General features: G+C 44.9%; 17 protein-coding genes and 5 pseudogenes. 15 read left to right on the top strand and 7 right to left on the bottom strand.

Going from position 1 to position 26,225, the window contains the following annotated elements:
• Positions 1-97 precede the first annotated feature (97 nt).
• Together fadI and fadJ are read left to right on the top strand one after the other, a co-directional pair.
• On the top strand, positions 98-1,420 hold the full coding sequence (fadI, locus tag AC0L66_RS13100; protein WP_265676142.1) for an acetyl-CoA C-acyltransferase FadI: 1,323 nt from the start codon (positions 98-100) through the stop codon (positions 1,418-1,420).
• Positions 1,420-3,535: pseudogene (fadJ, locus tag AC0L66_RS13095) on the top strand (fatty acid oxidation complex subunit alpha FadJ). Before fadI ends, fadJ begins: the two are co-directional and overlap by 1 nt.
• Positions 3,536-3,645: 110 nt before the next feature.
• Here the strand turns inward: fadJ and AC0L66_RS13090 are convergent.
• The gene (locus AC0L66_RS13090) at positions 3,646-6,447 is read right to left on the bottom strand and encodes an insulinase family protein (RefSeq protein WP_473567610.1); all 2,802 of its coding nucleotides are present in this window, start codon (positions 6,445-6,447) and stop codon (positions 3,646-3,648) included.
• A gap of 379 nt (positions 6,448-6,826) precedes the next feature.
• On the opposite strand from AC0L66_RS13090, the gene sixA reads away from it, so the two are divergent.
• Complete coding sequence (gene sixA / locus AC0L66_RS13085) at positions 6,827-7,291, top strand: phosphohistidine phosphatase SixA (protein WP_265676139.1); 465 nt, start codon at positions 6,827-6,829, stop codon at positions 7,289-7,291.
• A 9-nt stretch (positions 7,292-7,300) separates the two neighbouring features.
• Here sixA and smrB read toward each other — a convergent pair whose 3' ends face one another.
• Complete coding sequence (gene smrB / locus AC0L66_RS13080) at positions 7,301-7,831, bottom strand: endonuclease SmrB (RefSeq protein WP_265676138.1); 531 nt, start codon at positions 7,829-7,831, stop codon at positions 7,301-7,303.
• Positions 7,832-7,894: 63 nt separating this feature from the next.
• Between smrB and prmB the strand changes: the two genes are divergently transcribed.
• The 3 genes from prmB to fusA all read left to right on the top strand — a co-directional run bounded on the left by prmB (position 7,895) and on the right by fusA (position 12,394).
• Positions 7,895-8,827, top strand: a complete 933-nt coding sequence (gene prmB, locus AC0L66_RS13075; RefSeq protein WP_265676137.1) for a 50S ribosomal protein L3 N(5)-glutamine methyltransferase — start codon at positions 7,895-7,897, stop codon at positions 8,825-8,827.
• Between the two features lie 179 nt (positions 8,828-9,006).
• Positions 9,007-10,092: a chorismate synthase gene (aroC, locus tag AC0L66_RS13070; protein ID WP_265676136.1), complete on the top strand. Its 1,086-nt coding sequence runs from the start codon at positions 9,007-9,009 to the stop codon at positions 10,090-10,092.
• Positions 10,093-10,378: 286 nt separating this feature from the next.
• On the top strand, positions 10,379-12,394 hold the full coding sequence (fusA, locus tag AC0L66_RS13065) for an elongation factor G (protein WP_473567607.1): 2,016 nt from the start codon (positions 10,379-10,381) through the stop codon (positions 12,392-12,394).
• 98 nt (positions 12,395-12,492) lie between these two features.
• On the opposite strand, the gene AC0L66_RS13060 is transcribed toward fusA, so the two are convergent.
• Positions 12,493-13,116 (bottom strand): trimeric intracellular cation channel family protein, encoded by a 624-nt coding sequence (locus AC0L66_RS13060; protein WP_265675312.1) that lies wholly within the window; start codon positions 13,114-13,116, stop codon positions 12,493-12,495.
• Positions 13,117-13,326: 210 nt separating this feature from the next.
• Here AC0L66_RS13060 and AC0L66_RS13055 point away from each other — a divergent pair.
• The 3 genes and pseudogenes from AC0L66_RS13055 (at position 13,327) to AC0L66_RS13045 (ending at position 14,813) form a co-directional block, all read left to right on the top strand.
• Positions 13,327-13,856 (top strand): annotated as a pseudogene (locus AC0L66_RS13055) (elongation factor P hydroxylase).
• A gap of 23 nt (positions 13,857-13,879) precedes the next feature.
• The gene (locus AC0L66_RS13050; RefSeq protein WP_265675310.1) at positions 13,880-14,143 is read left to right on the top strand and encodes a YfcL family protein; all 264 of its coding nucleotides are present in this window, start codon (positions 13,880-13,882) and stop codon (positions 14,141-14,143) included.
• Between the two features lie 145 nt (positions 14,144-14,288).
• On the top strand, positions 14,289-14,813 hold the full coding sequence (locus AC0L66_RS13045; protein WP_473567605.1) for an NADPH-dependent FMN reductase: 525 nt from the start codon (positions 14,289-14,291) through the stop codon (positions 14,811-14,813).
• Positions 14,814-14,904: 91 nt separating this feature from the next.
• On the opposite strand, the gene AC0L66_RS13040 is transcribed toward AC0L66_RS13045, so the two are convergent.
• The 4 genes from AC0L66_RS13040 to AC0L66_RS13025 all read right to left on the bottom strand — a co-directional run bounded on the left by AC0L66_RS13040 (position 14,905) and on the right by AC0L66_RS13025 (position 18,533).
• Positions 14,905-15,174, bottom strand: a complete 270-nt coding sequence (locus tag AC0L66_RS13040; RefSeq protein ID WP_473567604.1) for a hypothetical protein — start codon at positions 15,172-15,174, stop codon at positions 14,905-14,907.
• Positions 15,175-15,394: 220 nt separating this feature from the next.
• A complete protein-coding gene (locus AC0L66_RS13035; protein WP_473567602.1) occupies positions 15,395-16,669 on the bottom strand; it encodes an MFS transporter in 1,275 nt (424 codons plus the stop codon).
• 258 nt (positions 16,670-16,927) lie between these two features.
• Positions 16,928-17,782 carry an AMP-binding protein gene (locus AC0L66_RS13030; protein WP_473567601.1) on the bottom strand — a complete coding sequence of 285 codons (855 nt, stop codon included), beginning with the start codon at positions 17,780-17,782 and terminating at the stop codon, positions 16,928-16,930.
• A gap of 22 nt (positions 17,783-17,804) precedes the next feature.
• Entirely contained in the window at positions 17,805-18,533 is a 729-nt protein-coding gene (locus AC0L66_RS13025; protein ID WP_473567599.1) for an AMP-binding protein, read from the bottom strand.
• A gap of 439 nt (positions 18,534-18,972) precedes the next feature.
• On the opposite strand from AC0L66_RS13025, the gene AC0L66_RS13020 reads away from it, so the two are divergent.
• The 6 genes and pseudogenes from AC0L66_RS13020 (at position 18,973) to oppF (ending at position 26,187) form a co-directional block, all read left to right on the top strand.
• Complete coding sequence (locus AC0L66_RS13020; protein ID WP_265675306.1) at positions 18,973-19,809, top strand: helix-turn-helix transcriptional regulator; 837 nt, start codon at positions 18,973-18,975, stop codon at positions 19,807-19,809.
• A gap of 809 nt (positions 19,810-20,618) precedes the next feature.
• Positions 20,619-22,255, top strand: a pseudogene (locus AC0L66_RS13015) (ABC transporter substrate-binding protein).
• A 99-nt stretch (positions 22,256-22,354) separates the two neighbouring features.
• Positions 22,355-23,277: pseudogene (oppB, locus tag AC0L66_RS13010) on the top strand (oligopeptide ABC transporter permease OppB).
• Positions 23,278-23,292: 15 nt separating this feature from the next.
• A complete protein-coding gene (oppC, locus tag AC0L66_RS13005; protein WP_265675317.1) occupies positions 23,293-24,195 on the top strand; it encodes an oligopeptide ABC transporter permease OppC in 903 nt (300 codons plus the stop codon).
• Positions 24,196-24,216: 21 nt separating this feature from the next.
• Positions 24,217-25,188, top strand: coding sequence for an oligopeptide ABC transporter ATP-binding protein OppD (gene oppD / locus AC0L66_RS13000; RefSeq protein ID WP_473567597.1), 972 nt, complete (start codon positions 24,217-24,219; stop codon positions 25,186-25,188).
• Between the two features lie 5 nt (positions 25,189-25,193).
• Positions 25,194-26,187 (top strand): annotated as a pseudogene (gene oppF, locus AC0L66_RS12995) (murein tripeptide/oligopeptide ABC transporter ATP binding protein OppF).
• The last annotated feature ends 38 nt before the right edge of the window (positions 26,188-26,225 follow it).

Raw genomic sequence — 26,225 nt, 5'->3', positions numbered from 1 at the left:
TACAATAAAGACTTGAAGTTTTATTAAACGAATGTTTTAAATTCTTAACATCTTCGTTACAATGGTGTGGTCAGACCTCTTATTGAAAGGATAAACTATGAGCAATCAGGATGTGAGGAAGCTCGACCTTACGACTCGCAATGGCGAAAGAATCGCGATTGTTGCAGGGCTTCGTACTCCCTTCGCAAAACAAAGCACAGAATTTGGTCAGGTTCCAGCTGTCGATCTCGGCAAGATGGTGGTCGCTGAAATGATGGCGAGAACGGATATCGACCCCAAATTGGTGCAGCAAGTGGTGTTTGGTCAAGTGGTGCAGATGCCAGAAGCGCCGAATATCGCTCGTGAGATCGTATTAGGTACCGGGATGGATATCCACACCGACGCTTATAGTGTCACTCGCGCTTGTGCGACCAGCTTCCAAGCAGCGGCCAATGTATGTGAAAGCATTATGTCTGGCACCATCGATGTGGGGATTGCTGGAGGTGCAGACTCATCTTCCGTTTTGCCTATTGGAGTGTCGAAAACCCTGGCGGCAAACTTACTTGCACTTAGTAAAACCAAGACGGTGGGGCAAAAGCTCAGTATTCTCAAAAAGTTGTCTTTCAAGGATCTAATGCCAGTTCCGCCAGCGGTCGCCGAGTATTCAACCGGGATCTCGATGGGGCAAACCGCTGAACAAATGGCGAAATCTCATGGTATCTCTCGCCTAGAGCAAGATGAATTAGCGCATCGCTCGCACTCTTTAGCGTCTCAAGCATGGAAAGAAGGCAAGGTGCGTGACGAAGTCATGACGGCGTTTCCTGAGCCGTATAGAAAATATTTAGATGAAGACAATAACATTCGCCATGATTCGACGCTTGAGGGCTACGCCAAACTGCGTCCGGCTTTTGACCGACAATACGGCACGGTGACGGCGGCAAACAGCACTCCGTTAACGGATGGTGCAGCGGCGATCATGATGATGCGCGAAGGGCGTGCCAAAGAGCTCGGCCTCGAAATTAAAGGTTACATTCGCTCTTACGCGTTTTCTGCGATAGGAGTGCAACAAGACATGTTGATGGGGCCGTCTTATGCCACACCGATGGCGCTAGATAGAGCCGGAATCAAGTTGTCTGACTTAACACTAATAGACATGCATGAGGCGTTTGCTGCGCAAGCGCTATCAAATGTGAAGATGTTTGCCAGTGAGAAGTTTGCCAAGGAAAAGTTAGGCCGTGGTCAAGCGATTGGTGACATTGACATGGATAAGTTTAATGTATTAGGCGGTTCGATCGCCTATGGCCACCCGTTTGCAGCAACGGGGGCAAGAATGATTACTCAGACCTTAAATGAGCTACAGCGAAGAGGCGGCGGATTGGCGTTGAATACGGCATGTGCAGCGGGTGGTCTTGGTGCAGCGATGATTTTGGAGGTGGAATAATGAGTGATCAAAAAGCATTTCAACTAACGATAGACGAACAAAATGTAGCCTGGCTGAGCATTGATGTTCCTAACGAAAAAATGAACACACTGCAAGCGGCATTTGCTGATGAGATGGCCGACGTGTTTGTGCAGTTAGAAGAGAAAAAACCCACGCTAAAAGGACTCATTCTGCATTCATTAAAGCCGGATAATTTTGTCGCTTGGCGCGGATGTTCGTATGCTGGCCGCCTGCACTTCAGCGGAAGAAGCTCAGAGCTTGGCTGCGAAAGGGCAAGAGATGTTTGGGCAATTAGCGGCAATGCCATTTCCTGTGGTTGCGGCGATTCACGGGCCTTGTTTAGGCGGAGGATTGGAGCTGGCATTAGCGTGTGACTATCGCGTGTGTACGGATGCGCCAATCACTAAGCTTGGTTTACCAGAAGTGCAGTTAGGCTTATTGCCCGGCTCGGGTGGTACGCAACGCTTACCAAGGTTAATTGGATTACTTCCTTCGCTCGACCTTATTTTGACCGGAAAGCAGTTACGAGCCAAAAAAGCCAAAAAACTGGGCGTCGTCGACGCCATGGTGCCAGAAACCATTTTATTGGACGTGGCAAAACAGTTATTAGAGAAAGGCAAAAAGCGTAAAGCGAAAAAGCTGTCGAACAAAGAAGTGGTAATGGCGGGTACCGGACTTGGTCGCAAGGTCATCTTTGATCAAGCCACAAAGAAAACGCACGCCAAAACACGCGGCAATTACCCTGCCGCCGACGCCATTTTAGACGTGATTAAATTTGGCTTAGAAAAAGGCATGGAGAAAGGGCTAGAGTACGAAGCGAAACGCTTTGGTGAACTTGTCATGACCTCAGAATCGAATGCGTTACGGTCTATTTTCTTTGCTACAACAGAAATGAAAAAAGAACGTGGTCGTGATGCAACACCAAAATTGGTAACGCGAGCGGTGGTACTTGGTGGTGGTTTGATGGGCGCGGGCATTACCCATGTTTCGGTTAGTAAGGCAAAAGCGTCCGTACGAATTAAGGATGTGGCCAATGAAGGGATACTCAATGCCCTGAATTACAACTACAAGTTGTTGGAGAAAAAACGTAAGCGCCGCATTATTTCTAAGGCTGAATTACAGTCGCAAATGCTACAAATGGCAGGCGGAACGGACTTCACTGGTTTTGATAAAGCCGACATTGTGGTGGAAGCGGTATTTGAAGATTTAGCGCTGAAACAGCAGATGGTCAAAGATGTTGAAACGCATGCACGACCAGACACCATTTTCGCCACCAATACCTCTTCGTTACCTATCAGACAAATCGCAGAACAAGCGGCTAGACCAGAAAATGTGGTGGGCTTACATTATTTTAGTCCAGCTGACAAAATGCCACTAGTGGAAGTGATCCCTCATGAGACGACCTCTGATGAGGCGGTAGCCACCGCAGTGAGCTTCGCTAAGAAGCAAGGTAAAACACCGATTGTGGTGAAAGACCAAGCGGGCTTCTATGTGAACCGTATCTTGGCACCTTATATGAATGAGTCTGCCAATGTCTTGCTTGCGAACGAACCGATTGAAGCTTTAGATAAAGCCCTACTTAACTTTGGTTTCCCGGTCGGGCCGATTACGTTACTGGATGAGGTGGGGGTCGATATCGGCGCTAAGATTATGCCGATCTTGGTGGCAGAACTGGGTCAAAGATTCCAAGGTCCAGATGTGTTTGACCAACTCTTAAACGATGGTCGTAAAGGCAGAAAATCAGGTAAAGGTTTTTATACTTACAAGGGCAAGAAAAAGTCAGTGGATACGTCGGTTTACCGTGTCTTAGGATTAAAACCAGAGGCGAAATTGTCAGAGAATGAAATTGCCATGCGCTGTGTGCTACCGATGCTGAATGAAGCGGTGCGGTGCTTGGATGAAGGCATTATTGAAAGCCCGAGAGACGGTGACATTGGTGCGATTTTCGGTATCGGTTTCCCACCTTTCCTTGGTGGTCCGTTCCGCTATATGGATGCACTGGGTATCACTAAGGTGGTTGAGATGATGAATGACCATGCTCAGAAGCATGGCGATCGATTTGCGCCTTGTGATGGCTTGTTAACTCGTGCGGGTTTGAACGAAACTTTCTATTAAGAGCATCTGTTGTTGCCACTAAACAAACAAAGCCATCAATAATGATGGCTTTGTTATTGTTAACGTGTAGCTTGTTATTTTAGAGCTTGGGTTATTTAGTGCTTGGGCAGTTATCCTAAATCGGTATCTTTTGGTCTGAGTTGGAATTCATCAATAGAACCAATTTCTAAGCCGACATTGAGGCGTGGTGCATCCATGTGGGCTTTGCCTAAGCTGTGCATGATTAAGCGATTGGCGGTTCTCGGTTTGAGTTCATTGACAACAAAGCGAATCATGTCGGCTCGGGTCAGCGTCTTTAACTCCTCCAATACCTTTTCTCGTTGATTAAATTCGGTATCTTTATTGCCTATGGCGACCCAAAGACGTTGAGCCCGCCCGCGAAGCGTCGTGTCTGGCGTGGAAATTTGATTCCAAAGCCCTTTCTTACTGCTGTGCCATTGGTAGTCATCGAGTTCGAATAACACCATGTAAAAGGCATTTAGAAATTCATCAATAGAGCGAATAAGCTCGCTCGGCGCGGCTTTGGGTGATTGCACATACAACACAATACCTGGATGACGATTGAGCGGCATGTTACCAGTGCCCACCATATAGCCAAGTTGCTGCTTGGTTCTGATCTCGTGGAAAAACGTCGCAGACATCAAGTGATTCGCCAGCGTGTACAAGGCGATGCTGCGAGGGGAAACATCATCACATTGGTGATAAACCACAATCGCAGAGTCTTCTTGATCACAGAACATTTCACGTTGGAAGCTGCCATTTTTGCCAAGCATGACCAATGGACGCAGACTTTCTTCGTATTTTTGGTTAGCAAGACGAAGCGCATCTTTGAGTGTCGTGGCGATATCAATGGCACCTTGTCGCTGCCAATCGCCGTAAACAAACATATCGATGTGAAGCTCTGACAAAATAGATTGCACGAAGGCGGGAAGTTCATCGACATCAATGGTTTCTAGTGCTTCTATTAACACTGGGTAGGGTGGATTATTCGGTTGCAGTATGCCACTCATTTGATTGAACAGTTGCGAGATAGGGCGATCTTTGGATGCGTTGTTCCAGCTGCGCAATAACTGAGCTTTAATGCTTTCATAGCGGGCTTGGTTAAATTCACGGCTGGCAAAGCGCTGCAAAATCATATTCAACAGCTGTGGCTGTTTCTTACTGAAGCCAGAAATGGATAATGTGACGCCCCCTTGGTGTGCGTACATATCGTAATTCAAACCTGCGACTTCCGCTTCATAGGTTTCTTCAGACAGCGAATCTAAGAACATTTCCACACATAAGCGAGTCTTAACAATGTTTCTAGGCGTGCTGACAGAATGCGGACTATCTATGGCAATAAATACTACGCCCTTTGGTACGTTGAACTCATGATCTTGTAGGTGCCATAACCTAAAGCCATCGAGATCTTCGAGTAACACCGGAAATTCGTGATTAGATTCCGCTGGGTAACTGGTTAGATCATAAATAATAAAAGGGTTTTTCTTTGGTAAAGAAAACGGCAGGTTGGGTAAGTCTTCGGCAGGCGTTGCGCGTTCAGCGCCTGCAAACATGACTTGCTGCTTATCGGTAAAAGGTGCCACTGAGTAGGGCGTAAAGTACCACTTTGCCGACTTATCAAAGGTCTGCTCTTTCGCAACGACGGTGACTTTGAGGTTACTAGCCGTCAGGTAGTCGCCACACTCACGAAGAAGGGACTCATCATAATCCGCCATTTTGTAGTCACCATACATGATGTCATCGACCTGATAGTTTTGCATGTTCATGACGAGGTGACTGACAAGATCTAATGGCCTAGCGGGTTCTTGAAACTGGAACGCAGACTCCATCACGGCGCGCTTTTCAAGGTGACGCCACTCCTGCATGCCTTGCGTCTTAATTAGCGCAATAAACTGGAAGACGGACGCTATGATGTCATCGGAATGCTTAAGGCCTTGCGGCGTTAAGGTCATGCTGACAGAAAACTCTCGAAAGTTACTCCCTGAAGCGCCCCCTCCCGCAGATAGGGACGTGATCCAGCCTTTGTTTTTTAGATACAACATTAAGCTGCCTTCCCCTTCATGGCCAAGCAAGTTGGCAAAGTAGGAGAGGGGTTTGTTGTGATAATATTGGTTGGTTGCTGGCATTGGGAATGCCAATATGAGTCGACGGATTTCTTTTATCGGTTCAACACGAATGATCTTTTGCGTTTCTTCCGCCGTCATAAACGGGATATCTACTCGCTTATCTTGACGGTGTTGGTTTTTTATCGTGTTGAATTTACTTTCGACCCATTGCTGTAATTCATCCAGCGGGTGGGGACCAATAAGGGCTAATGTCATGAGATCGGCGGAGTATTGCTGCTGGTGGAAATGCAGAATTTCATCGCGTATTGACTGTCCGTTGCGGTCGCTCAGGGTATCGAGATTACCCACGGAAAACTTCGCAAATGGATGCGCAGGATTAATGGTTTCTTTTTGGACTTGATACAGGCGTCGCCCATCATCATGTAATTTCAGTTTATATTCGGAATCAACGGCTTGGCGTTCTTTATCTAGTGCCTCTTCATTGAACAGCGGAGCAGAAAAAAATTGACTAAAACGGTCAAGCCCACGCTCGAAGGCATTGGGATAGATATCGAAGAAAAAACAGGAGTGCTCAGTGCCTGTCCACGCATTGTTCGTGCCCCCATGCTGGTTAACAAAGGATTGAAACTCACCAACCTTTGGGTATTTTTCTGTTCCTAGAAATAACATATGCTCCAAATAATGGGCGAGACCCTCGCGATCATTAGGATCATCGAAGTGACCCACATTCACGGCAAGCGCTACCGCCGACTTTTGAGCCTGCTTATCTTCAATAAGCAGAACTTGCATCGCATTACCCAAGGTGAGGGTGCGATAGGATCGGTTATCGTTTGGACTTAGGTGCACTTATCTTCTCCAGATATACGCGTTTCACTTGGACGACCTTACCAAGTGCTGGCAACGAAAGCGTTGTCTCATTGATCATAATAGCCTGAATTACGTGATTTTTATCTTTTAGTGACTAAGTTATGACCCGGCTCATTTTTGTTACTCACTATATTAATTATCGAGCTGGTAATATAATGAGTAAGTAAAATAATTATGACGTCTAATTTGAGACAAGCAAAAATAAAGTTACAAATATTTTTATTTTACTTATTAAATTGTTAAGAAAGTCGACGCCTTTAGCAAGCCAATTGATATAATTAATTTTTTTATTTTAGAGTAACCGTCTTGTAGAGTCCTGAATACCCACAGGGGCTTACTGATTTGAACAGGTATACGTATGAAAGTTTTTATAATGCGTCACGGAGAAGCAGTTCATTATGCTGCTACCGATGAAGAGAGAGCCTTAACGCCTCATGGCGAACTGTGTTCTCTTTCTGTTGCACGAGCATGTAAGCAGCAAGGTTTTTCATCTTTTGATCATGTGTTGGTGAGCCCTTATCTAAGGGCTCAGCAGACTTGGAATAGGATCAGTGAGGTGTTTACTGCTAAAAAGGTGACAGTGTGTGACGACATCACACCTTATGGTCAAGCTGAGGATGTGGCGGAATACATTGGTGCGTTGAGCAATGTTGAATCCCTGGAGTCAATCTTGCTGGTGTCACATTTGCCTTTAGTGGGATACTTAACCGCGGAGTTAGTGGGTGACATGAACGCGCCTATGTTTCCAACATCAGGATTGGTGTGCGTCGAGTATGATGTAGAAAGAAGACAGGGCGAGTTGCTGTGGCACCTTCACCCTTAAGAACAGTGCCTACTTTTCAGGGATAGAAAGCAGCACGAGCAACGCACCATCGCCACCAAATTCAAGTGGCGCTTGGTGAAATGCCATGACATCAGGGTGTTGTGCGAGCCAAAGTGGCGCTTTTTTCTTGAGTATATGTTTGCCAATGCCGTGCATGACACAGGCACAATGTATGCTTTCTTTGACGCAATGTGCGATCATAGCACCGAGTTCACGCTTAGCTTCTTGCTGCGTCATACCGTGCATATCTAAAAACACATCAGGCACGTACACACCGCGGCGTAATCGCTTCACTTCATAGGTCGATACATCATCCCGAGCGTAACGTGTTGGTCCCTCTTCACTTAGGTGGGGAACAAACTCGTCTGAGAAATAAAATTCAGCGTCAGAAGCTTCTCTGATGGTTCTTTTCGCTTCTTTCTGTTTCTTATTTCGGTTTGGTTGCTGGACTATGGTATCCTGTTGCAACTTTTTTACGCCCTGTACTTCACCCCTAAAAAGGGCGAAATCGTCATCCGCGTCGGTGTCTTTTTGGCTCATTTTTTAGAAACACTCATTGAACTTCGTTATTGGGAAGTATTGTAGCGCTTTTTGGAGGCAATTTTGGATAAGATTTTTGTGGAAGAAGCCGTTTCTGAGCTTCACTCACTTCAAGACTTGATACGCTGGACCGTTAGCCGTTTTAATGCCGCGGGTCTTTTTTACGGACACGGCACAGACAATGCTTGGGATGAAGCCGTTCAGCTTATCTTACCAACGCTTTATTTGCCGATTGATGTCCCGCCGCATGTGTTGAACTCTAGGCTCACTAGTAGCGAGCGCTTGCGTGTGGTTGAAAGAGTAATTCGACGCATCAACGATAGAACGCCAACGGCTTACCTGACTAACAAAGCTTGGTTCTGTGGGCTCGAGTTCTTTGTGGATGAGCGCGTACTCGTGCCACGCTCACCGATTGGTGAGTTAATTGAATCTCAGTTCCAGCCTTGGTTAACAGAAGAGCCAGCGCGTATTATGGATATGTGTACGGGAAGTGGCTGCATTGCTATTGCTTGTGCGCATGCGTTCCCAAATGCCGAAGTGGATGCGATTGATATTTCATCTGACGCACTTGAAGTGGCTGAGCAGAACGTTCAAGACCACGGTCTTGAGCAACAAGTCTTCCCTATTCGTTCGGATTTGTTCCGTGATTTGCCTAAAGATAAGTACAACCTTATCGTGACCAATCCACCTTACGTGGACGAAGAAGACATGAACTCCTTACCAGAAGAGTTTACGCATGAGCCTGAGTTAGGGCTTGCGGCAGGCAGCGATGGTCTAAAACTTGTGCGACGCATCTTGTGTAATGCACCAGATTATCTGACAGATGACGGTATTTTGGTGTGTGAAGTGGGCAACTCAATGGTCCACATGATGGAGCAGTATCCTGAAATTCCGTTTACGTGGATTGAGTTTGCCAACGGTGGTCATGGCGTGTTCATGATAACTCGTGAGCAATTAGTTGCTTGTGCTGATGAGTTTGCTATTTACAAAGACTAAACGAGTCTGAATGGTAACCAAGCCTTATTAGAAAACGCCGCGATGAATATTGCGGCGTTTTTTTGTTTGGGGGTTTACAACGTCTGGCTTTGTCGTCACTATGAAATCACGAAGAACAGACAGGCAGAAGAACAAGCTATTGTATTGAGGCGGGCTTGTTCTAGAAAACAGAGGAAGTAATGGCAGGAAATAGTATCGGACAACACTTTCGAGTGACAACATTCGGAGAGAGCCATGGTATCGCGCTAGGTTGTATCGTTGATGGATGCCCTCCAGGGTTGGAAATTTCAGAAGCTGACCTTCAGGTTGACTTAGATCGCCGTCGTCCAGGCACATCACGTTATACCACTCAACGACGTGAAGCGGATGAAGTTAAGATTCTGTCTGGTGTGTTTGAAGGCCAAACTACAGGGACGTCAATTGGGTTACTGATTGAAAATACCGACCAACGCTCTAAAGATTACTCAGAAATTAAAGATAAATTTCGTCCAGGTCATGCCGATTATACTTACCATCAGAAATACGGCGTACGTGATTATCGTGGTGGCGGTCGTTCTTCTGCACGTGAAACGGCGATGCGTGTTGCCGCAGGTGCGATTGCCAAGCAATATCTAAAGAAAGAATTTGGTGTTGAAGTGCGTGCGTATTTGTCACAAATGGGCGACATCAGCATTGATAAAGTGGACTGGAACGAAATTGAGAACAATGCGTTCTTTTGTCCAGACGCCGATAAGGTGGATGATTTTGACCAACTGATCCGTGCGCTGTTAAAGCAAGGTGACTCAATTGGTGCGAAGCTGCAAGTCGTAGCAACCAACATTCCTGTTGGTTTAGGTGAGCCTATTTTCGACCGATTAGATGCCGATATTGCTCACGCTCTCATGAGTATTAATGCGGTGAAAGGCGTTGAGATTGGCGATGGTTTTGATGTTGTCGGCCAAAAAGGCAGTGAACACCGTGACCCACTCACTCCGCAAGGCTTTAGCAGTAATCATGCTGGTGGTATTTTAGGTGGTATTTCAACGGGTCAAGATATTGTTGCTAGTATTGCCTTGAAACCGACGTCGAGCATTACTGTGCCGGGCGACACGATTACTCGTAGTGGCGAAGCGACGCAGTTGATTACCAAAGGCCGCCATGATCCGTGTGTGGGAATCCGAGCGGTGCCTATCGCCGAAGCAATGTTGGCTATTGTGTTAATGGATCACCTATTGCGCCATCGTGGACAAAACCACGGAGTGACGACGGAAACACCGATTATTTAACGTTATCTCAATTTAAATTCGTTTAATTGTGTACAGAACGCCCTTGGAGATGATCTAAGGGCGTTTTTTTTGTGCCTAATCACGAAACGGTGAATAAAATGGCTCAATGTCTGTCGACATGAAATTAGTCACATAAAAAGTAAGGCTATAGGTTCACACTGTTTACTCCGGTGACAAGGAGGTACTTTTTGAATAGAGGAATCCAAAAAATGACTTGGAAGACGAGCAGGCGGGAAACCGCCGACTCAGAGCTTGACCACGCTTTCAATCATTTAAGGAGTCACTAATGTCAAAATACGAAGTCAGAAATATCGCCGTTGTTGGACAAACAGGAACGGGTAAAACCAGCTTAATTGAACGCTTACTTTTTGAGTCACACTCTAGCAATCACCTTGGCCATGTTGAGGACGGTGATACCATCACCGATTTTGACGATCAGTCAATTCACTATCAGCATAGTGTTGAAGCCACTCCTATCTCATTAAACTGGGATGGTCACCACATCAACCTTATCGATACTCCGGGGCAAGTCGAGCTCTTGGGACGTACACTGAGTGTTTTTCCAGCAGTAGAAGCGACCGCATTGGTGCTCGATGCCAGTACTTCTATTAATCAGGTATCAGAACAGTTGTTTGCTTTTGCCAAGGCGCAAAAGAAATGCCAAATGATAGTGATTAATAAAATTGACGCACATCCAGAGCGTTTGTTGCCATTTCTCGAAGAAATAGAGCAACGCTTTGGTGCTCAATGCTTGCCGATAAACCTTCCTTCACAAAAGCCTGCCGAGGTCGTTGACTGCTACTTTGCCGCCAATATTGAGCAGAAAACCTTGTTTAGCAGTGTGGATGAATCCCATGAGCTTTTAGTGGATCAGGTAGTTGAAGTCGATGAGTCATTGATGGAGCTGTACCTTGAGCAAGGCTCAGAATTAAGCGCTGAACAATTACATGATGCGTTTGAAGAGGCGCTGCGAACCGGGCACGTGATTCCGGTGTGTTTTGTGTCATCCGACACGGGGGCTGGCTGTGAATTATTGTTAAAAACTTTAGCAGAAATTATGCCTATGCCTGATGAAGGCAATCCTCCGTTACTTGAAAAACACGGTAAGCAGGTCGCCATTAACTGTGACCAACGCGATCATACCGTTGCGCATGTTTATAAAATTAGTGTTGACCCTTACCTCGGTAAAATTGCTTACGTCCGGGTATTCCAAGGTGAAATAACCACGGGTAGTCAATTGTATGTTGGGGAAAGCAGCAAAGCGTTTAAAGTCGGGCACCTGTATAATTTACAAGGCAAAAAGCGCCATGAAATTGCTTCTTGTAAAGCCGGGGACCTTTGTGTGTTGGTGAAGGTGGATGAGCTGGCTTTTGATTCACTCATCCATGACTCTCATGACGAAGATGGCATCACATTTAAAACGCTACAGTTTCCAGAATCCATGTATAGCTTAGCGTTGACTCCGAAAAAGCGTGGTGATGAACAAAAACTGTCGGACGTACTGACCAAAATTTTGGCAGAAGACCCATCTTTGAAGCTCGAGCACCGAGCGGCAACCAACGAAACAGTACTCAGTGGTCAAGGTGAGTTTCATTTGACAATCGCCCTTGAAAAAATGGCGACGGTTTATAAGCTAAAAGTCGATACGCATCAACCAAGTGTCGAGTATTTTGAAACCATTACCCGTGAGGCGCAGGCGCAATATCGACATAAAAAACAAAGTGGTGGCGCAGGGCAGTTTGGTGAAGTGCACTTATCGGTGAGACCACTCGAGAGAGGCACAGGGTTCTCATTTGTGAATAAAGTGGTGGGTGGCTCAATACCGACTTCGTTAATTCCGGCTGTTGAAAAAGGCGTTCGCCAAGCTTTAGAGGAAGGCGCGATTTCTGGTAATCCGATCAAAGATATTGAAGTGACCGTACTTGAAGGTAAGCACCATTCGGTGGATTCAAAAGAAATAGCCTTTGTTATTGCCGGAAAAAAAGCATTCTTGGAAGCGGTGCGAGCGGCAGGGCCGATTGTCTTAGAGCCGATTGTTGACTTAGCACTTGAAATACCGATGTCTACAGTAGGGGATGTGACAGGGGATCTTTCTGGGAATCGAGGGCTCATCGTAGGCAGTGAACAAGGAGGATTTACCACGACAAGGCTACAAGCAAAGTCTCCTATTAATGAACTTCAGGATTACTCGCGTCGTTTGAAAGCACTGACGAGGGGGGAAGGACGATTTAGCATGACATTGAGCCACTATGAACCGGCGCCGAGTGCGGTTCAAAATGAGGTGTGCTCTCAGGCTGACTAGCTATTAGTATAGAAATGATAAACGTAACACGTTGATCATCATTAATACGTAAAGCTTACAACGAAAAAGCCCTAGTCACGAATACTAGGGCTTTTCATTTAATGGACGGCTTCTTCACTATCGAGTTTGAAGTTGGGTAAGCGCCATTTAAATCTCACCGCTGCCATACGAAGGGTATAACCCACAACAATGGTCGCGATGGTGGTTGGAAGTGTATCAATACCATATTCCAATAAGCCTAAGTACAAACAAGCAGCAATCACGGAGATAGATGCATACAGCTCTTCATGCAGCACTAGCGGCGTTTGTCTACAAATGAGATCTCTGAGTAAACCACCAAAAACACCAGTGACTAAACCTGAAACGATACAGATAAATGGATGCAACCCCATACTAATACCGACATTGGTACCAATAATCGTAAAGACCACTAAACCAAGTGCATCGAGGCGGATAAAAACGCCTTTAAATTTGATGATCCATTTCGCTAGCCCGGTGGTTAATACACCTGCGACACAGGTAATGACCAAAAATTCAGGGTGCTTAACCCAACCTAAAGGGTAATGCCCAAGCAAAATATCTCGTACGGTACCACCACCAATTGCCGTAGCACTTGCTACTAGCATAACACCGAACCAATCCATGTTACGACGACCTGCAGAGAGTGCGCCTGTCATCGCTTCGGCCGTAATTCCTATAATGTATAAAACACTCAGCAACATGACACGAATCTCAAAAAAATCATGCGATAGTGTAATTGTGAACTGGTCTGTTGACGAATGAAATTTAATGATGTTTTGAGGATTTTCTGATAAAAAAAACTAATGAATAAAGCCTACGTGGTGACAGAAAACAAAAGCGACAGAGAGGCTTTACCTCATCGATAATTCCAGAGACAATACCCCCCTTAATATTTGCAGTATAAAGTAACCATGCACCATCAGTACCAAGATCTTATTCAGATTTTTAATCAGACTTTTTTGAATCTTACAACACGCGCTTAGAGTTAGGTGGGGATGAACCTATTTATCTTCCCGCGAGTGACGACATTGACCACCATCGCATCATTTTTGCTCGTGGTTTCTATGCTTCAGCATTACATGAAATTGCTCATTGGTGCGTGGCTGGTCCGAAACGACGTTTACTCGAAGACTTCGGGTATTGGTATGAACCGGATGGCCGTACTGAACAAGTACAGGCCGAGTTTGAAAAAGTTGAGATTCGTCCTCAAGCCTATGAGTGGATACTTGCGACAAGTGCTGGCTTTCCGTTTACAGTGAGTTGCGACAATTTAAATGGTAACTTTGAACCTGATCGCTTGGTTTTTATGCAAAAAGTAAAAGATGAGGTTGAGCAAATCTTACGTGATGGTTTACCCGTCAGAGTGGCACAGTTATCTAATGCGCTGAGAGACCACTATCAAATTTCAGAATTAAGCAGTGAACAGTTTATTGTTCGTTGAGCCCCTATTAGGACAACAGTTTTATGATTATTGAATACGAAGACATGCTTATCGCTATTATTGATGAGCGAATTCAGAATGCGTCGGACGACGAATTGTTTGCGGGTGGTTATCTACGTGGGCATATTTCTCTTTCTACCGCCGCTTGCGAAGAAGAGGGAATTAACGACGTTGCTTCTCTAAAACTACGAATTCAAGCCAGTTTGGATGAGGCGAAAGCGGAGCTAAGTCCGGCAGACCGAATCATAGTGAACGATCTTTGGGGTGAGCTACAAGCGCTGGTTTAGTCTTATGTTGAGCTAATCTTGTGCAGGTGTCGCCTTGTTCGAAAATTTCGAATGACATAGTGTGATTTTCTTGCTTGTTGATTATCGGTAATGGATTAATCTATATCCATACCGAACGAATAAGAAACCAGTAGAAGGACTCCCTATGAAAGTTATCGCATTTGGTGCAAGTACCAGTGGAACGTCGATTAACAAATTGTTAGCGACGTACGCAGCCAATCAAATTGAAGGGGCGGATGTTGAGGTTTTAGACATCAGTCAATACGACGTTCCTTTGTTTAGTGAAGATAAAGAGAAAGAGATTGGGCAAGCACAAGGTGCTAAGCAATTTTTGGATGATATCGCGCAAGCCGATGCTTTGGTTATTTCGTTTGCAGAGCACAATGGCCATTACCCTGCCGCTTATAAAAATTTGTTTGATTGGGCAACGCGTATTGAGCGTGAAGTTTTTGCGGATAAACCAGCCGTGTATTTGGCAACATCGCCGGGACCTGGTGGAGCGGCGAATGTTTTAGCAGCAGCAACGAACTCAGCACCGTATTTTGGTGGTAATGTAAAAGCGAGCGTATCAGTACCAAGTTTCTACGATAATTTTGATCTCGAAAAAGGTTCAATTAGAAATGAATCTATAGTTGCCGAGATTAAAGCTGCAGTAAATCAGCTAAAATAACCTAGGTGATTAATGAAGGAGGCGCCGACATGCGCCTCTTTTCGTTTTTCTGAACGTATTCTTAATATCAAGCATAGGGCTAGTAAAGCGACTAATAGCTTTCATGACGAAGCTTATGCTCTAATAGCCATAGCTCCCGATTTAATTTCATTTCTCGCTCTCTCTCTTTTTGCGATTCGACCCGAGCTTTATCACACTCCATCCCTTTCGGGTCCACACCTCTATTGATGAGTTCTTGTTCTATTGCTTCGTTGTTGTATTGCGATAACGAAGTACATAGTTGATATGTTCCACGGTGCTCAGGCGCGATTGAGTTGCAGCCAGTGAGGAACAAAAGGGTGATAGCTAGATTATTTTTCATTGTAGCTCGTTTCGGTTGAGAGAAAGTGACGGTTTAGATTCAGACAAGGAACCAATAAGGATTATCTCAGGAAATGAAATTCACAGTGAATAAGGATCCTATGGTTTTATCATAGGGTATGAGGTGAAGTGGTGAGAGGCTCGAGGGCGCAAAGGGAAGTGAAATGAACAGTAGTGGCGTTGATAAAGAAAAGAGAGCCGATTATTGGCTCTCTTTTTTATTACCGATGCTTTAGTGCGTGGAAGCTTATGAGGTTGTCGTTATGCTTTTGGTGATTACCGCTACGATGCTCTACGGAATCGAGCCCTTTGTTGACCGCCTTGGATTTGTTGAAACCAATGACAACCATTACCGTAGCGACAACGATGCAAACTGCTCCAACGCCGACCTGACCTTGGAAGTCGCCTGTCACTGTTAGGGCCTGGGCTAAGATTGGTCCCAACGCTAAGCCTACGGTACCGATTTCTGGACCGTATGAGCTAAAGTAACCTGACTTATCTGTCGTTGCGAGTGCTGTATAGTAACGTGCATACATCATGTTCCATAGCATGATGTAAAGAGTTGAGAAGCCAAGGAATGAAATCGTGTCTTGTGTGCTAGCCATACCAAAACAAACAGCACCATTAATAATACTCAAGGTAACAATAATGGTTGTGTGGCTGAATTTTTTATCAATTACAGCGGTCAAAATACCACCACCAACGGCTAAAACGGATCCGATGGCAAGAACTAAGCCTACATCTTCGGTTGATGCTTGCATGTCCGCGCCAATGAGCTCGATGTAGGGATAGATAATGCCAAGGCTTAAGCTGTACACAAGAAATGCACCGCCAACCCAAATCATGGGAACGACAAAATGCTTCTTATCAATGTTCGCAGAGCTATTGTCGGTAATCTCTTTGTCTTTATCAATTCGCCCATTGTTCGGGAAGAACCAAAATGCTACTAGGCATAAGGCGGAAGCGAACATAAAGAACTGATAGAGCGCATTAAGGCCATAAGTTGCCATTAACTCAGGTATTAAGACGAACCACGTGATTAGCCAAACGTTTAACGCCGCAATCATAAAGCCAAAATTTCGTCCTGGGTTTTTGGTGACACTCATACCGACTAAACCTAGAGAGTAGCCAATACCTTGACCTACGGTACCTGCAATCAGTCGGCTGGTAATGAAACTGTCAAAATCTGGAGCGGTCATACTTAAGTAGTTACCAATAATCAGGGCAAAGGCCGCAAGGTAACCAACATAGCGCCAGTTTGTTCTACGAATTAAAAGCAACGAAAATAGTAAAGAAGAAAGGGCGGTTGCAAGTAATTCATACATGGCGATGCTCTCGATTTGAGCATCGTTCAGTGACATTGCTTCAGCGACACCACCGAGCATGAAGGGTAAAAAGTTAAACGCATTGGGCGCAAACATGACCAGCATTGTGGCGGCAATGATGAGCGCTTTAGAATCAATGGTTCGGGTGGGCCTCAAAAGGTGACTTAACATAGTGTTCTCCTATCCATCCTAGATCAGGATTGTTATCATTATGTTAATAATGAGCTGCTAATAGGATTAACAGTAGTACCCAATTGGGTTACAAGGTTGTTAAGGTTGTGTTTGTTTGATGTTTTTTTATCGAGTGGATACTAAGTGAGACCTAACGGTCTCGCTTAGTATTTACAATATGGTTTCACACTTACAAAGTGGCTTCGTATTTACAGCACGGTTTCGTATTTGCCGGACGATACGTAACAGAGCGAAAAATTAGTTAAGTGCGTAATGGGCAAATTGTGTTCTTAAGTCTTTTTTACTGAGTTTACCCGTTGCGGTATGAGGCAGATCTTTGACGAACACAACAGCATCGGGTATGCAAAGCTTGGCTACTTTGCCGTCAAAGTAGTCCAATAGCTCTTGCTGAGTGACTTCAACTTGATGGGTCACGACAATAAGCAGCGGACGCTCGCCCCATTTAGGATCGGATACACCAATGACCGCGGCTTCTTTCACATCGGGATGACCAACGGCAATGTTTTCTAGTTCAATTGAACTTATCCATTCCCCGCCCGATTTAATCACGTCTTTTGAACGATCGGTGATCATCATATAGCCATTTTTATCTATGCTGGCGACATCTCCGGTATCGAAGTAGCCATTACTGTCTAGTTGCTCACCTTGCTTGTAGTATCCCGAGGCGACCCAAGGGCCTCGTACTTTTACCGAACCGAATTGGTTGCCTGTCCAATCAAGTTCATTGCCCTCCCAATCTTCAATACGGATATCCACACCAAAGACGATTCGACCTTGTTTTAGCTTAGTGGCCATTTGCTGTGCTTGTCCTTGTGCTTTGATACTTGGGGTCAGTTGATTGAATGTGCCAAGAGGGCTCATTTCTGTCATTCCCCAGGCATGATGAACAGAGACATTAAACAGTTCATCAAATTCCGCAATGAGAAGCTCGGGACAAGCGGAGCCTCCGACAACAATTCGGTTTAAGCTAGGCACTTGAGTATCGGTCTTTTTTAAATGTTCTAGTAGTGTCAGCCAAATCACGGGTACGCCAGCGGTCATGGTCACGCCTTCCTCATTAATGAGGTGAGTGAGCGTTTCACCGTCTGCCATTTTAGGTCCAGGGAGAACAAGTTTAGTGCCTGGTCATAGGCGCGCTATAAGCAAGCCCCCATCCGTTTACATGAAACATGGGCACGATAGGCATAACGGTTTCGTCTAATGAGAGGGAAAAAGCATCCGGGAGTGCACTACCCATTGAATGTAAAACGGTAGAACGGTGGCTATATAATACGCCTTTTGGATTGCCTGTTGTCCCTGAGGTATAACACAGTGAGCTTGCTTGGTCTTCTTTGATGTCAGGCCATGTAAACTGCGAGCTTTTATCTTGGATTAACGTCTCATAGTCGATCAGGTCTTCGATATTGTTGGTTGGCAGGTGTTGCGAGTCGGTAAGTGCGATGAACCGAGTCACGGTCGGTAGTTTTTCTTTAAGCTGTTCAATGAGTGGCAGAAAGAAGGGGTCAAAGAAAACGACGGAATCTTCTGCGTGGTTAACGATGTACTCGATTTGTTCCGGAAACAGGCGAGGGTTGACGGTATGTAACACTGCCCCTGAACATGATACGGCGTAATAAAGCTCAAGATGTCGATAGTCATTCCATGCGAGCGTTGCAACTCTATCCCCTTGTTTAATGCCTAAGTCTTGCAAAGCGTTGGCGAGTTGCCTCACTCGCTTAAATGCCTCTTTTAACGTGTAGCGATGGATGGGATTATCATGGGTTATGGATACGACTTCGGTACCACTATTCACTCTTTCAGCATGTCGCATGATTTCCGTGATAGTCAGTTGGCTGTTGATCATCTGTCCCTGCATAGTACGCCTGTTTTGTTATTGATTTGTTAAATATTATGTACATTGTTGCATTGCTTAGTCTGTACCCCAAATTGGGTACGGGATTTGGAGGTGAAGCGTTTTGGTATTATTCGGCGGGGCTATACGGCGGTTGTTCATACAAAATGTGATGCAAAACTGTGATGAGTCCAGTCAAAAAAGGGCATTGCTACTTTTTGGTGTTAATTATATTTGCCAATATGGTTGAAATATCTACTTACATTCATATGTAATCCAGCAGGCAGCGGAGTGACATCAGCGGTTAGTTTACGAGTTATCGGCCGACAAACTAATAGTTCATACGCGACGTTGTAGGGTTTACGAATAGATTGAAAGCGCGTGAATTGAGGTGAATGGTTATTCGTGATACATCCTTAATACAAATGCGGCAATGACGAAAGGAGTGTCTATGTCCTTACCTATGGAAGGTTGGCAAGTGTTCTGTGACAAGTACCCTGGCGTAATAAAAGCCATTGGAGAGACACAGTTTCTGTCTGAGTTATCACAACTTGCTACGAATATAATTGATTACGAAAGCTTGGTGGTGATGGGGTTTAGTCAGGGCAAATCGCCCGTGATGATTTACAACGACTCAGACTATTTCATTGATGAAGTGAAGAATAAAGAGCTGCTCAATACGCTTGTACTTGACCCATTTTACCAGCTCATTCGCGCCGGAACGACAGATGGCGTGTATCGACTTGAAGATATTGCCCCTGATGAGTTTTATACCAGTGACTACTATCAGCAAGTCTATAAGCAAACAGGACTCAAGAAAGAGGTGGGGCTGTTAATTAAATGCTCTGAGGAATTTAACGTTGTCTTGTCGTTAGGTCTTCGCAAGCGAGACTCAGTGGAGTGCGATGAGCGATGCCGCTTGATGAACTACTTTGAGCTCATTCAAGCTGCGGTCAGTAAACACTTTCAAGTTGGTAAGGTAGAAGAGCGTACGATAGGGCACCAACTCAATGACATATTTAGTAACTTCGGCAAAGACTTTTTGAGTGAGAGGGAATGTCAGGTGACCCAACTTGTATTGCAGGGTTACTCGACCAAAGCGATTGCGCCACTATTAGAAGTTAGCACGGAGACCGTTAAAGTGTATCGTAAACGAATACACAACAAGCTAAAGATATCCTCACAGTCGGAGTTATTCTCTTTATTTTTGGAAGCCGCCTCTACGGTGCCTTCGGACAGCAATGTTGATCCTTTAACCGTTTACTTTGGTGGTCAGCACGTTCATTAAGCATTCTGCGTGTAACCTGAAAGGGGACTAGCCTTAATGTTAAATATATTTAACATTAAGGCTGTTAAAAAAGAAAGCTATGTGTTTTCTTTGATAACAATCTCCTTATCTGAATTTGCACTTGAGCCGTGCATATGAATCCAGTTATCCCAGTCTTTTTGGTAGTCAAAGGCTGGGTTTTTTTTTGTCAAACATGATGGCATTCTGCGCGCTACATTGTTAAATATAATCACCAATATCGTTTATTCCGCTTAATTTATCTTCAAGACGCTAACTGAGAAAGACGAGTGTGCTCTTCGTCCTATGTCACGAGTTATAGGGTGATAGCAACGTCTTGTTCATGCAGAACTGTGAATTACTGCTACGGAACGCAAAGTAACACCCATTACCTTGTGATAAGCGTCACATTTAGCTTTTTTTGACATTTGATAATGCTGTGTAAAAGGTAGAATGAAAACGAAATGTTAAATTTTATCGTAATTAGTTGGCATGTTTCGCTATTAATTTCGCTAATTTTAGAATTATAAATAGGTTCATAAGGCCAGGAAGCGCATTGTAGTAAATTGTTTGTGCAATTACGCCTTATTCTGGAACGATCTGCTGATTATTCGAGCAAACAGGAGTGTTATGCCATTTTCGTTACAAATTAATGGCAAATTACTTCGAAGGTTGGTAATGTGAACCGCAATCTTTGTATGGGTTTAGATTTTTGTGCTCAAGTTTTGAGCTAAATTAATCTAAAATGCTGTCCGTTCTAGCCCTGTATAAAGACGTCATGGATGCAATAAAAATTACTTGGAGTTAGATGCATGTATAAGAACAAAATCACGCAAGCCCTTCTTCTAGGCGCGAGCATGGCAGTGGCTGCCACCTCTTTTTCTTCGCTTGCCGCAGAAGTTCCCTGCTTAGCGTACAAAACTAGCCGATAAGCAAGAGCTTGTACGTGGTAATGGTACTGAGGTTGCAACACTCGATCCGCATAAATCGCAGGGTGTTCCAGAGTCTCACGTGATTCGTGATCTCCTTGAAGGCCTAGTTAACCAAGATGCAAACGGCAAAACTATCCCTGGTGTTGCTAAGTCTTGGGAAACCGCAGACAACAAAACGTTTGTATTCCATCTTCGTGATGACGCGAAATGGTCAAATGGCGATCCTGTAACGGCGAATGACTTTGTCTTCAGTTTTCAACGCGCTGTCGATCCTAAAACGGCTTCACCATACGCTTGGTATATGGAATACACCAAGATGGCGAATGCTAAAGATATCGTAGCGGGTAAAAAAGATAAGAGTGAGCTGGGTGTTAAAGCACTAGACGAGCATACATTGGAAGTAACGCTTGATACGGCTGTACCATATTTCGTAATGATGATGGGCCACACCACAGTGAAGCCTGTCCATCAAGCAACGGTAGAAAAATTTGGTGACCAGTGGACGAAGCCTGAAAACTTCGTTGGTAATGGTGCATTTGTACCAAACAAGTGGGTTGTGAATGAGCGTCTAGAGCTTGTTAAGAGCGATTCATACTGGGACCAAGGAAACACGGTTCTAACGAAAGTTACCTTCCTACCAATTGAAAACCAAGTAGCGGAAATGAACCGTTTCTTGTCTGGTGAACTGGATTTCACTTATGAAGTGCCAAACGAGCATTTCCGTCGCCTACAAAAAGAGTACCCACAAGATGTCAACATCAAGGGTAACCTATGTACGTATTACTACCAGTTCAATGCCCAGAAAGCACCGTTTAATGATGTGCGAGTTCGTAAAGCGATGTCTTATGCCATGGACCGCGATATCATTTCTAAAGCGATCCTAGGTCAAGGTCAAAAACCAGCGTACTTCCTAACGCCTGAAATTACAGCGGGCTTTGATCCAGTCACTCCAGAATACGGTCAGCTGAGTCAGAAAGAGCGTATTGCTGAAGCAAAACGCCTTCTAGAAGAAGCCGGTTACTCTAAGAGCAACCCTCTAGAATTCGATCTGTTGTACAACACCTCTGAAAACCATAAGAAGATTGCTGTAGCGATTGCTTCAATGTGGAAAAAAGAGCTGGGTATTAACGCGAAACTTGAGAACCAAGAGTGGAAATCTTACCTAGACAGCAAAGATACTCGGTAACTTTGATGTTGCACGTGCTGGCTGGTGTGGTGACTACAACGAAGCCTCTTCATTCTTAACGCTAATGGTAAGTGCAAATACAACTGCAGGTCAGCACTATAAGAGCAAAGACTACGATGCAGTGATTGAGAAAGCACTTAGCTCAACTTCAGAAGATGAGCGCACGAAGCTTTACATCGAAGCTGAGAAGCTCCTAGCGAAAGACATGCCAATTGCACCAATCTATCAGTACGTGACAACTCGTCTCGTATCACCTGAGCTTGGTGGTTACCCTGAAGGTAACGCAGAAGATAAGATCTACTCAAAAGATCTCTACATCAAAGCTAAATAACACCCTATAAAAAATATAACGATATAAGACACTGTGTGTGCGAAAGCACACGCAGGGTCTCTTTTATTTTAAATTGTCACAGACTGGATGGATGAGTTTATGCTTAAATTCATTATGAAACGGATATTTGAAGCAATACCAACCTTGTTGGTATTAATTACCGTCTCTTTTTTCCTGATGCGCTTTGCGCCAGGTAACCCTTTTTCAAGTGAGCGCCCACTTCCACCGGAAGTAATGGCGAACATTGAAGCGAAGTATGGCCTTGATAAGCCAGTGTTCGAACAGTACACCACGTACTTAACGAATATTCTGCAAGGCGACTTCGGCCCTTCTTTTAAATATCAAGACTATACCGTAAATGAGCTGATTGCAGTGGCGCTGCCAGTGTCAGCAAAAGTGGGGCTTATTGCCTTTGTCTTTACTGTGATTATGGGGGTAAGCGTCGGGACTATCGCCGCCTTGAAGCATAATACCTGGCTCGATTACACCATAATGTCGACCGCCATGCTCGGGGTGGTGATGCCATCCTTTGTGTTGGCAACCGGCTTTGATTTATCTATTCTCATTGCACTGGAATTTGTTCCCTGCGGGTGGTTGGCATGATGGCGGAATGCAATACATCGTATTACCAGTTATCGCCATGTCGTTACTTTATGTCGCCACCTTTGCCCGTATTACTCGTGGCAGCATGATAGAAACGCTGAACAGTAACTTTATTCGCACCGCCCGTGCCAAGGGTTTGAGTTACCGTTACATTGTTCTTAAGCATGCCTTAAAACCTGCGCTGTTACTCGGTTGTATCGTATATGGGGCCTGCGTTCGTAGGTATCATTACCGGTTCTGTCGTAGTCGAAACCATCTTCGGCTTACCGGGTATTGGCAAACTCTTTGTTAATGCCGCATTTAACCGCGATTACTCGTTAGTGATGGGCGTGACCATTTTGATTGGTTTCCTCTTCATCCTTTTCAACGCTGTCGTTGATATTTTGCTAGCGATGATTGACCCGAAAATTCGTTACTAAGGGAGTGCGGGAATGATGTTAACGAAAAAAGAAAACTTGGAAGCGATTGAAAATTTTTCCGAGAATTTAGAAATTGAAGGCCGCAGTTTGTGGCAAGACGCCCGTATTCGTTTTATGCGCAACAAAGCGGCAATGGTGAGTCTGTTTATTCTTACACTGATGACGCTGGCGGTTATTTTCTTGCCGATGTTTGCTCAATACGCCTTTGATGATACCGATTGGTATGCCATGCATGCCGCACCAAGTGCCGAGCACTGGTTTGGTACCGACAGTTTAGGCCGTGATCTTTATGTGCGTACCTTAATTGGTGGGCGTATTTCACTGATGGTAGGGGTGTTAGGTGCATTTGTAGCCGTGCTTATCGGTACCCTATATGGTGCGACATCCGGCTTTATTGGCGGACGTGTTGACCGCGTCATGATGCGTATTCTAGAGATCTTATATGCGGTACCTTTCATGTTCCTTGTGATTGTACTGGTGACCTTCTTTGGTCGTAATATTGTTTTAATCTTTGTCGCGATTGGTGCGATAGCTTGGCTGGACATGGCGCGAATTGTTCGTGGTCAAACGTTGAGCTTACGCAGCAAAGAGTTTATTGAAGCAGCACACGTTTCCGGTGTAAGTAACTGGAAAATTATTACAAAACACATCGTTCCGAATGTACTTGGTATTGTTGCGGTTTACTCAACACTACTTATACCAAGCATGATTTTGACGGAATCTTTCCTTTCTTTCCTTGGCTTAGGTGTACAAGAACCCATGACAAGTTGGGGCGCACTTCTTCAAGAAGGCTCTCAAACTATGGAAGTGGCAATCTGGCAATTGATTTACCCAGCCATCTTTATGGTCGTCACTCTGTTCTGTTTCAACTATGTAGGCGATGGTCTTCGTGACGCGCTTGATCCAAAAGACCGATAAGAATTAGAGAAAGGAAGTATTATGAGCTTATTAGATGTCAAAGATCTGCGAGTCGAATTTACCACCCAAGATGGGATAGTGACCGCAGTAAACGATTTGAATTTCTCTTTAAACCAAGGTGAAACCTTAGGTATTGTGGGAGAGTCAGGGTCTGGTAAATCGCAAACGGTATTTGCGATTATGGGACTATTGGCAAAGAACGGTATTATTTCTGGCAGCGCGAAATTTGAAGGTAATGAAATCCTTAACTTGCCAGAAAAAGCACTGAACAAGGTTCGTGCAGAGCAAATCGCGATGATTTTCCAAGACCCAATGACGTCGCTAAACCCTTATATGAAGGTAAGCGACCAATTGATGGAAGTCCTTATGCTTCACAAAGGCATGGGACGATCAGAAGCGTTTGAAGAATCCGTACGGATGCTTGAAGCGGTTAAAATCCCAGAAGCCCGTAAACGTATTACTATGTACCCCCATGAGTTTTCTGGCGGTATGCGTCAACGTGTGATGATCGCAATGGCGCTATTATGCCGTCCAAAGCTGTTGATTGCCGATGAACCGACTACCGCGCTAGATGTGACGGTACAAGCACAGATTATGGATCTATTGAACGAGCTAAAAAGTGAATTCAACACAGCCATTATTATGATCACCCACGATCTTGGTGTCGTGGCAGGATCGTGCGATAAAGTGTTGGTTATGTACGCTGGACGTACTATGGAGTACGGTACGGTTGATGAGATTTTCTATCAGCCGACTCACCCATACGCGGAAGGTCTGCTCAAGGCTATTCCTCGTTTAGATACCGAAGGTGACGTACTACCAACGATTCCAGGCAACCCACCAAACTTGCTACGCTTGCCTACTGGGTGTCCTTACCAAGAGCGATGCCATCGAGTCACTGATCGTTGTCGTAAAGAGGCACCGATATTGACGAGCTTTGGCCAAGACCGCCAACGCGCGTGTTTTTCTGATTGGGAGACGTGGATACGATGAACGCTATGACAGATAATAAACAGTTAATTCTTGATGTTAAAAACCTGAAAGTGCATTTTAGCATTGCATCAAAATCGGCTTGGCCATGGTCAAAGCTGCGCGAATCTAAAAGCCGTTGATGGCGTTGATGTTCATTTGTTTGAAGGCGAAACCTTGGGCGTCGTAGGCGAGTCTGGTTGTGGTAAGTCTACGTTTGCTCGTGCCATTATTGGATTGGTCGAAGCCACCGATGGTGAAGTCATGTGGTTAGGGCAAGACCTCACCAAAATGCAAGCGGTCCAGCGTCGTGAGACTCGTAAAGAAATTCAGATGATTTTCCAAGATCCATTGGCATCACTGAACCCTAGAATGACCGTCGGTGACATCATCGCAGAGCCTTTGCAGACCTTTTACCCTGAATTATCTAAGCAAGAAGTAAAAGATCAGGTGAAGGAGATGATGACGAAAGTAGGGCTATTGCCTAACGTCATCAACCGTTATCCACATGAATTTTCGGGTGGTCAGTGTCAACGTATTGGTATTGCGCGAGCACTGATTCTAAAACCGAAAATGATCATCTGTGACGAGCCTGTTTCTGCGCTTGATGTATCTATACAAGCACAAGTGGTGAACTTGTTGAAGGAGTTACAGACCGAGTTAGGGTTGAGCTTAGTGTTCATTGCGCATGATTTATCGGTAGTGAAGCATATCTCTGATCGCGTGCTTGTAATGTATCTGGGTAATGCAGTAGAACTAGGAGAGGCAGATGCTTTGTTTGCTGACCCTAAGCACCCATATACCAAAGCACTGATGTCGGCAGTACCGATTCCAGATCCTAAGCTTGAACGTAACAAGACGATCCAGATGCTTGAAGGGGACTTGCCGTCGCCTATCAATCCGCCTTCTGGTTGTGTGTTTAGAACTCGTTGCCCGCAAGCGACAGAGCAATGTGCACAGCAAAAGCCGGGGCTTCAAGGAACGGATGTGCATGCCGTGTCGTGTTTGAACGTTTCTGTTTAGTGTCGTGATATAGCGTTATCGGTATAGAGAAATACCGC

It is taken from the genome of Vibrio sp. GJ43-1 (assembly GCF_055808835.1).
The sequence above is the reverse complement of the archived record's forward strand: the minus strand, read 5'-3'. Positions and strand labels throughout refer to the sequence as shown.

Excerpts from the sequence above, each read along its gene's own strand:
- fadI (WP_265676142.1), top strand. The coding sequence starts at position 98 with ATGAGCAATCAGGATGTGAGGAAGCTCGACCTTACGACTCGCAATGGC.
- sixA (WP_265676139.1), top strand. The coding sequence starts at position 6,827 with ATGAAAGTTTTTATAATGCGTCACGGAGAAGCAGTTCATTATGCTGCT.
- smrB (WP_265676138.1), bottom strand. The coding sequence starts at position 7,831 with ATGAGCCAAAAAGACACCGACGCGGATGACGATTTCGCCCTTTTTAGG.
- aroC (WP_265676136.1), top strand. The coding sequence starts at position 9,007 with ATGGCAGGAAATAGTATCGGACAACACTTTCGAGTGACAACATTCGGA.
- fusA (WP_473567607.1), top strand. The coding sequence starts at position 10,379 with ATGTCAAAATACGAAGTCAGAAATATCGCCGTTGTTGGACAAACAGGA.
- AC0L66_RS13060 (WP_265675312.1), bottom strand. The coding sequence starts at position 13,116 with ATGTTGCTGAGTGTTTTATACATTATAGGAATTACGGCCGAAGCGATG.
- AC0L66_RS13050 (WP_265675310.1), top strand. The coding sequence starts at position 13,880 with ATGATTATTGAATACGAAGACATGCTTATCGCTATTATTGATGAGCGA.
- AC0L66_RS13045 (WP_473567605.1), top strand. The coding sequence starts at position 14,289 with ATGAAAGTTATCGCATTTGGTGCAAGTACCAGTGGAACGTCGATTAAC.
- AC0L66_RS13040 (WP_473567604.1), bottom strand. The coding sequence starts at position 15,174 with ATGAAAAATAATCTAGCTATCACCCTTTTGTTCCTCACTGGCTGCAAC.
- AC0L66_RS13035 (WP_473567602.1), bottom strand. The coding sequence starts at position 16,669 with ATGTTAAGTCACCTTTTGAGGCCCACCCGAACCATTGATTCTAAAGCG.
- AC0L66_RS13030 (WP_473567601.1), bottom strand. The coding sequence starts at position 17,782 with ATGGCAGACGGTGAAACGCTCACTCACCTCATTAATGAGGAAGGCGTG.
- AC0L66_RS13025 (WP_473567599.1), bottom strand. The coding sequence starts at position 18,533 with ATGATCAACAGCCAACTGACTATCACGGAAATCATGCGACATGCTGAA.
- AC0L66_RS13020 (WP_265675306.1), top strand. The coding sequence starts at position 18,973 with ATGTCCTTACCTATGGAAGGTTGGCAAGTGTTCTGTGACAAGTACCCT.
- oppC (WP_265675317.1), top strand. The coding sequence starts at position 23,293 with ATGTTAACGAAAAAAGAAAACTTGGAAGCGATTGAAAATTTTTCCGAG.
- oppD (WP_473567597.1), top strand. The coding sequence starts at position 24,217 with ATGAGCTTATTAGATGTCAAAGATCTGCGAGTCGAATTTACCACCCAA.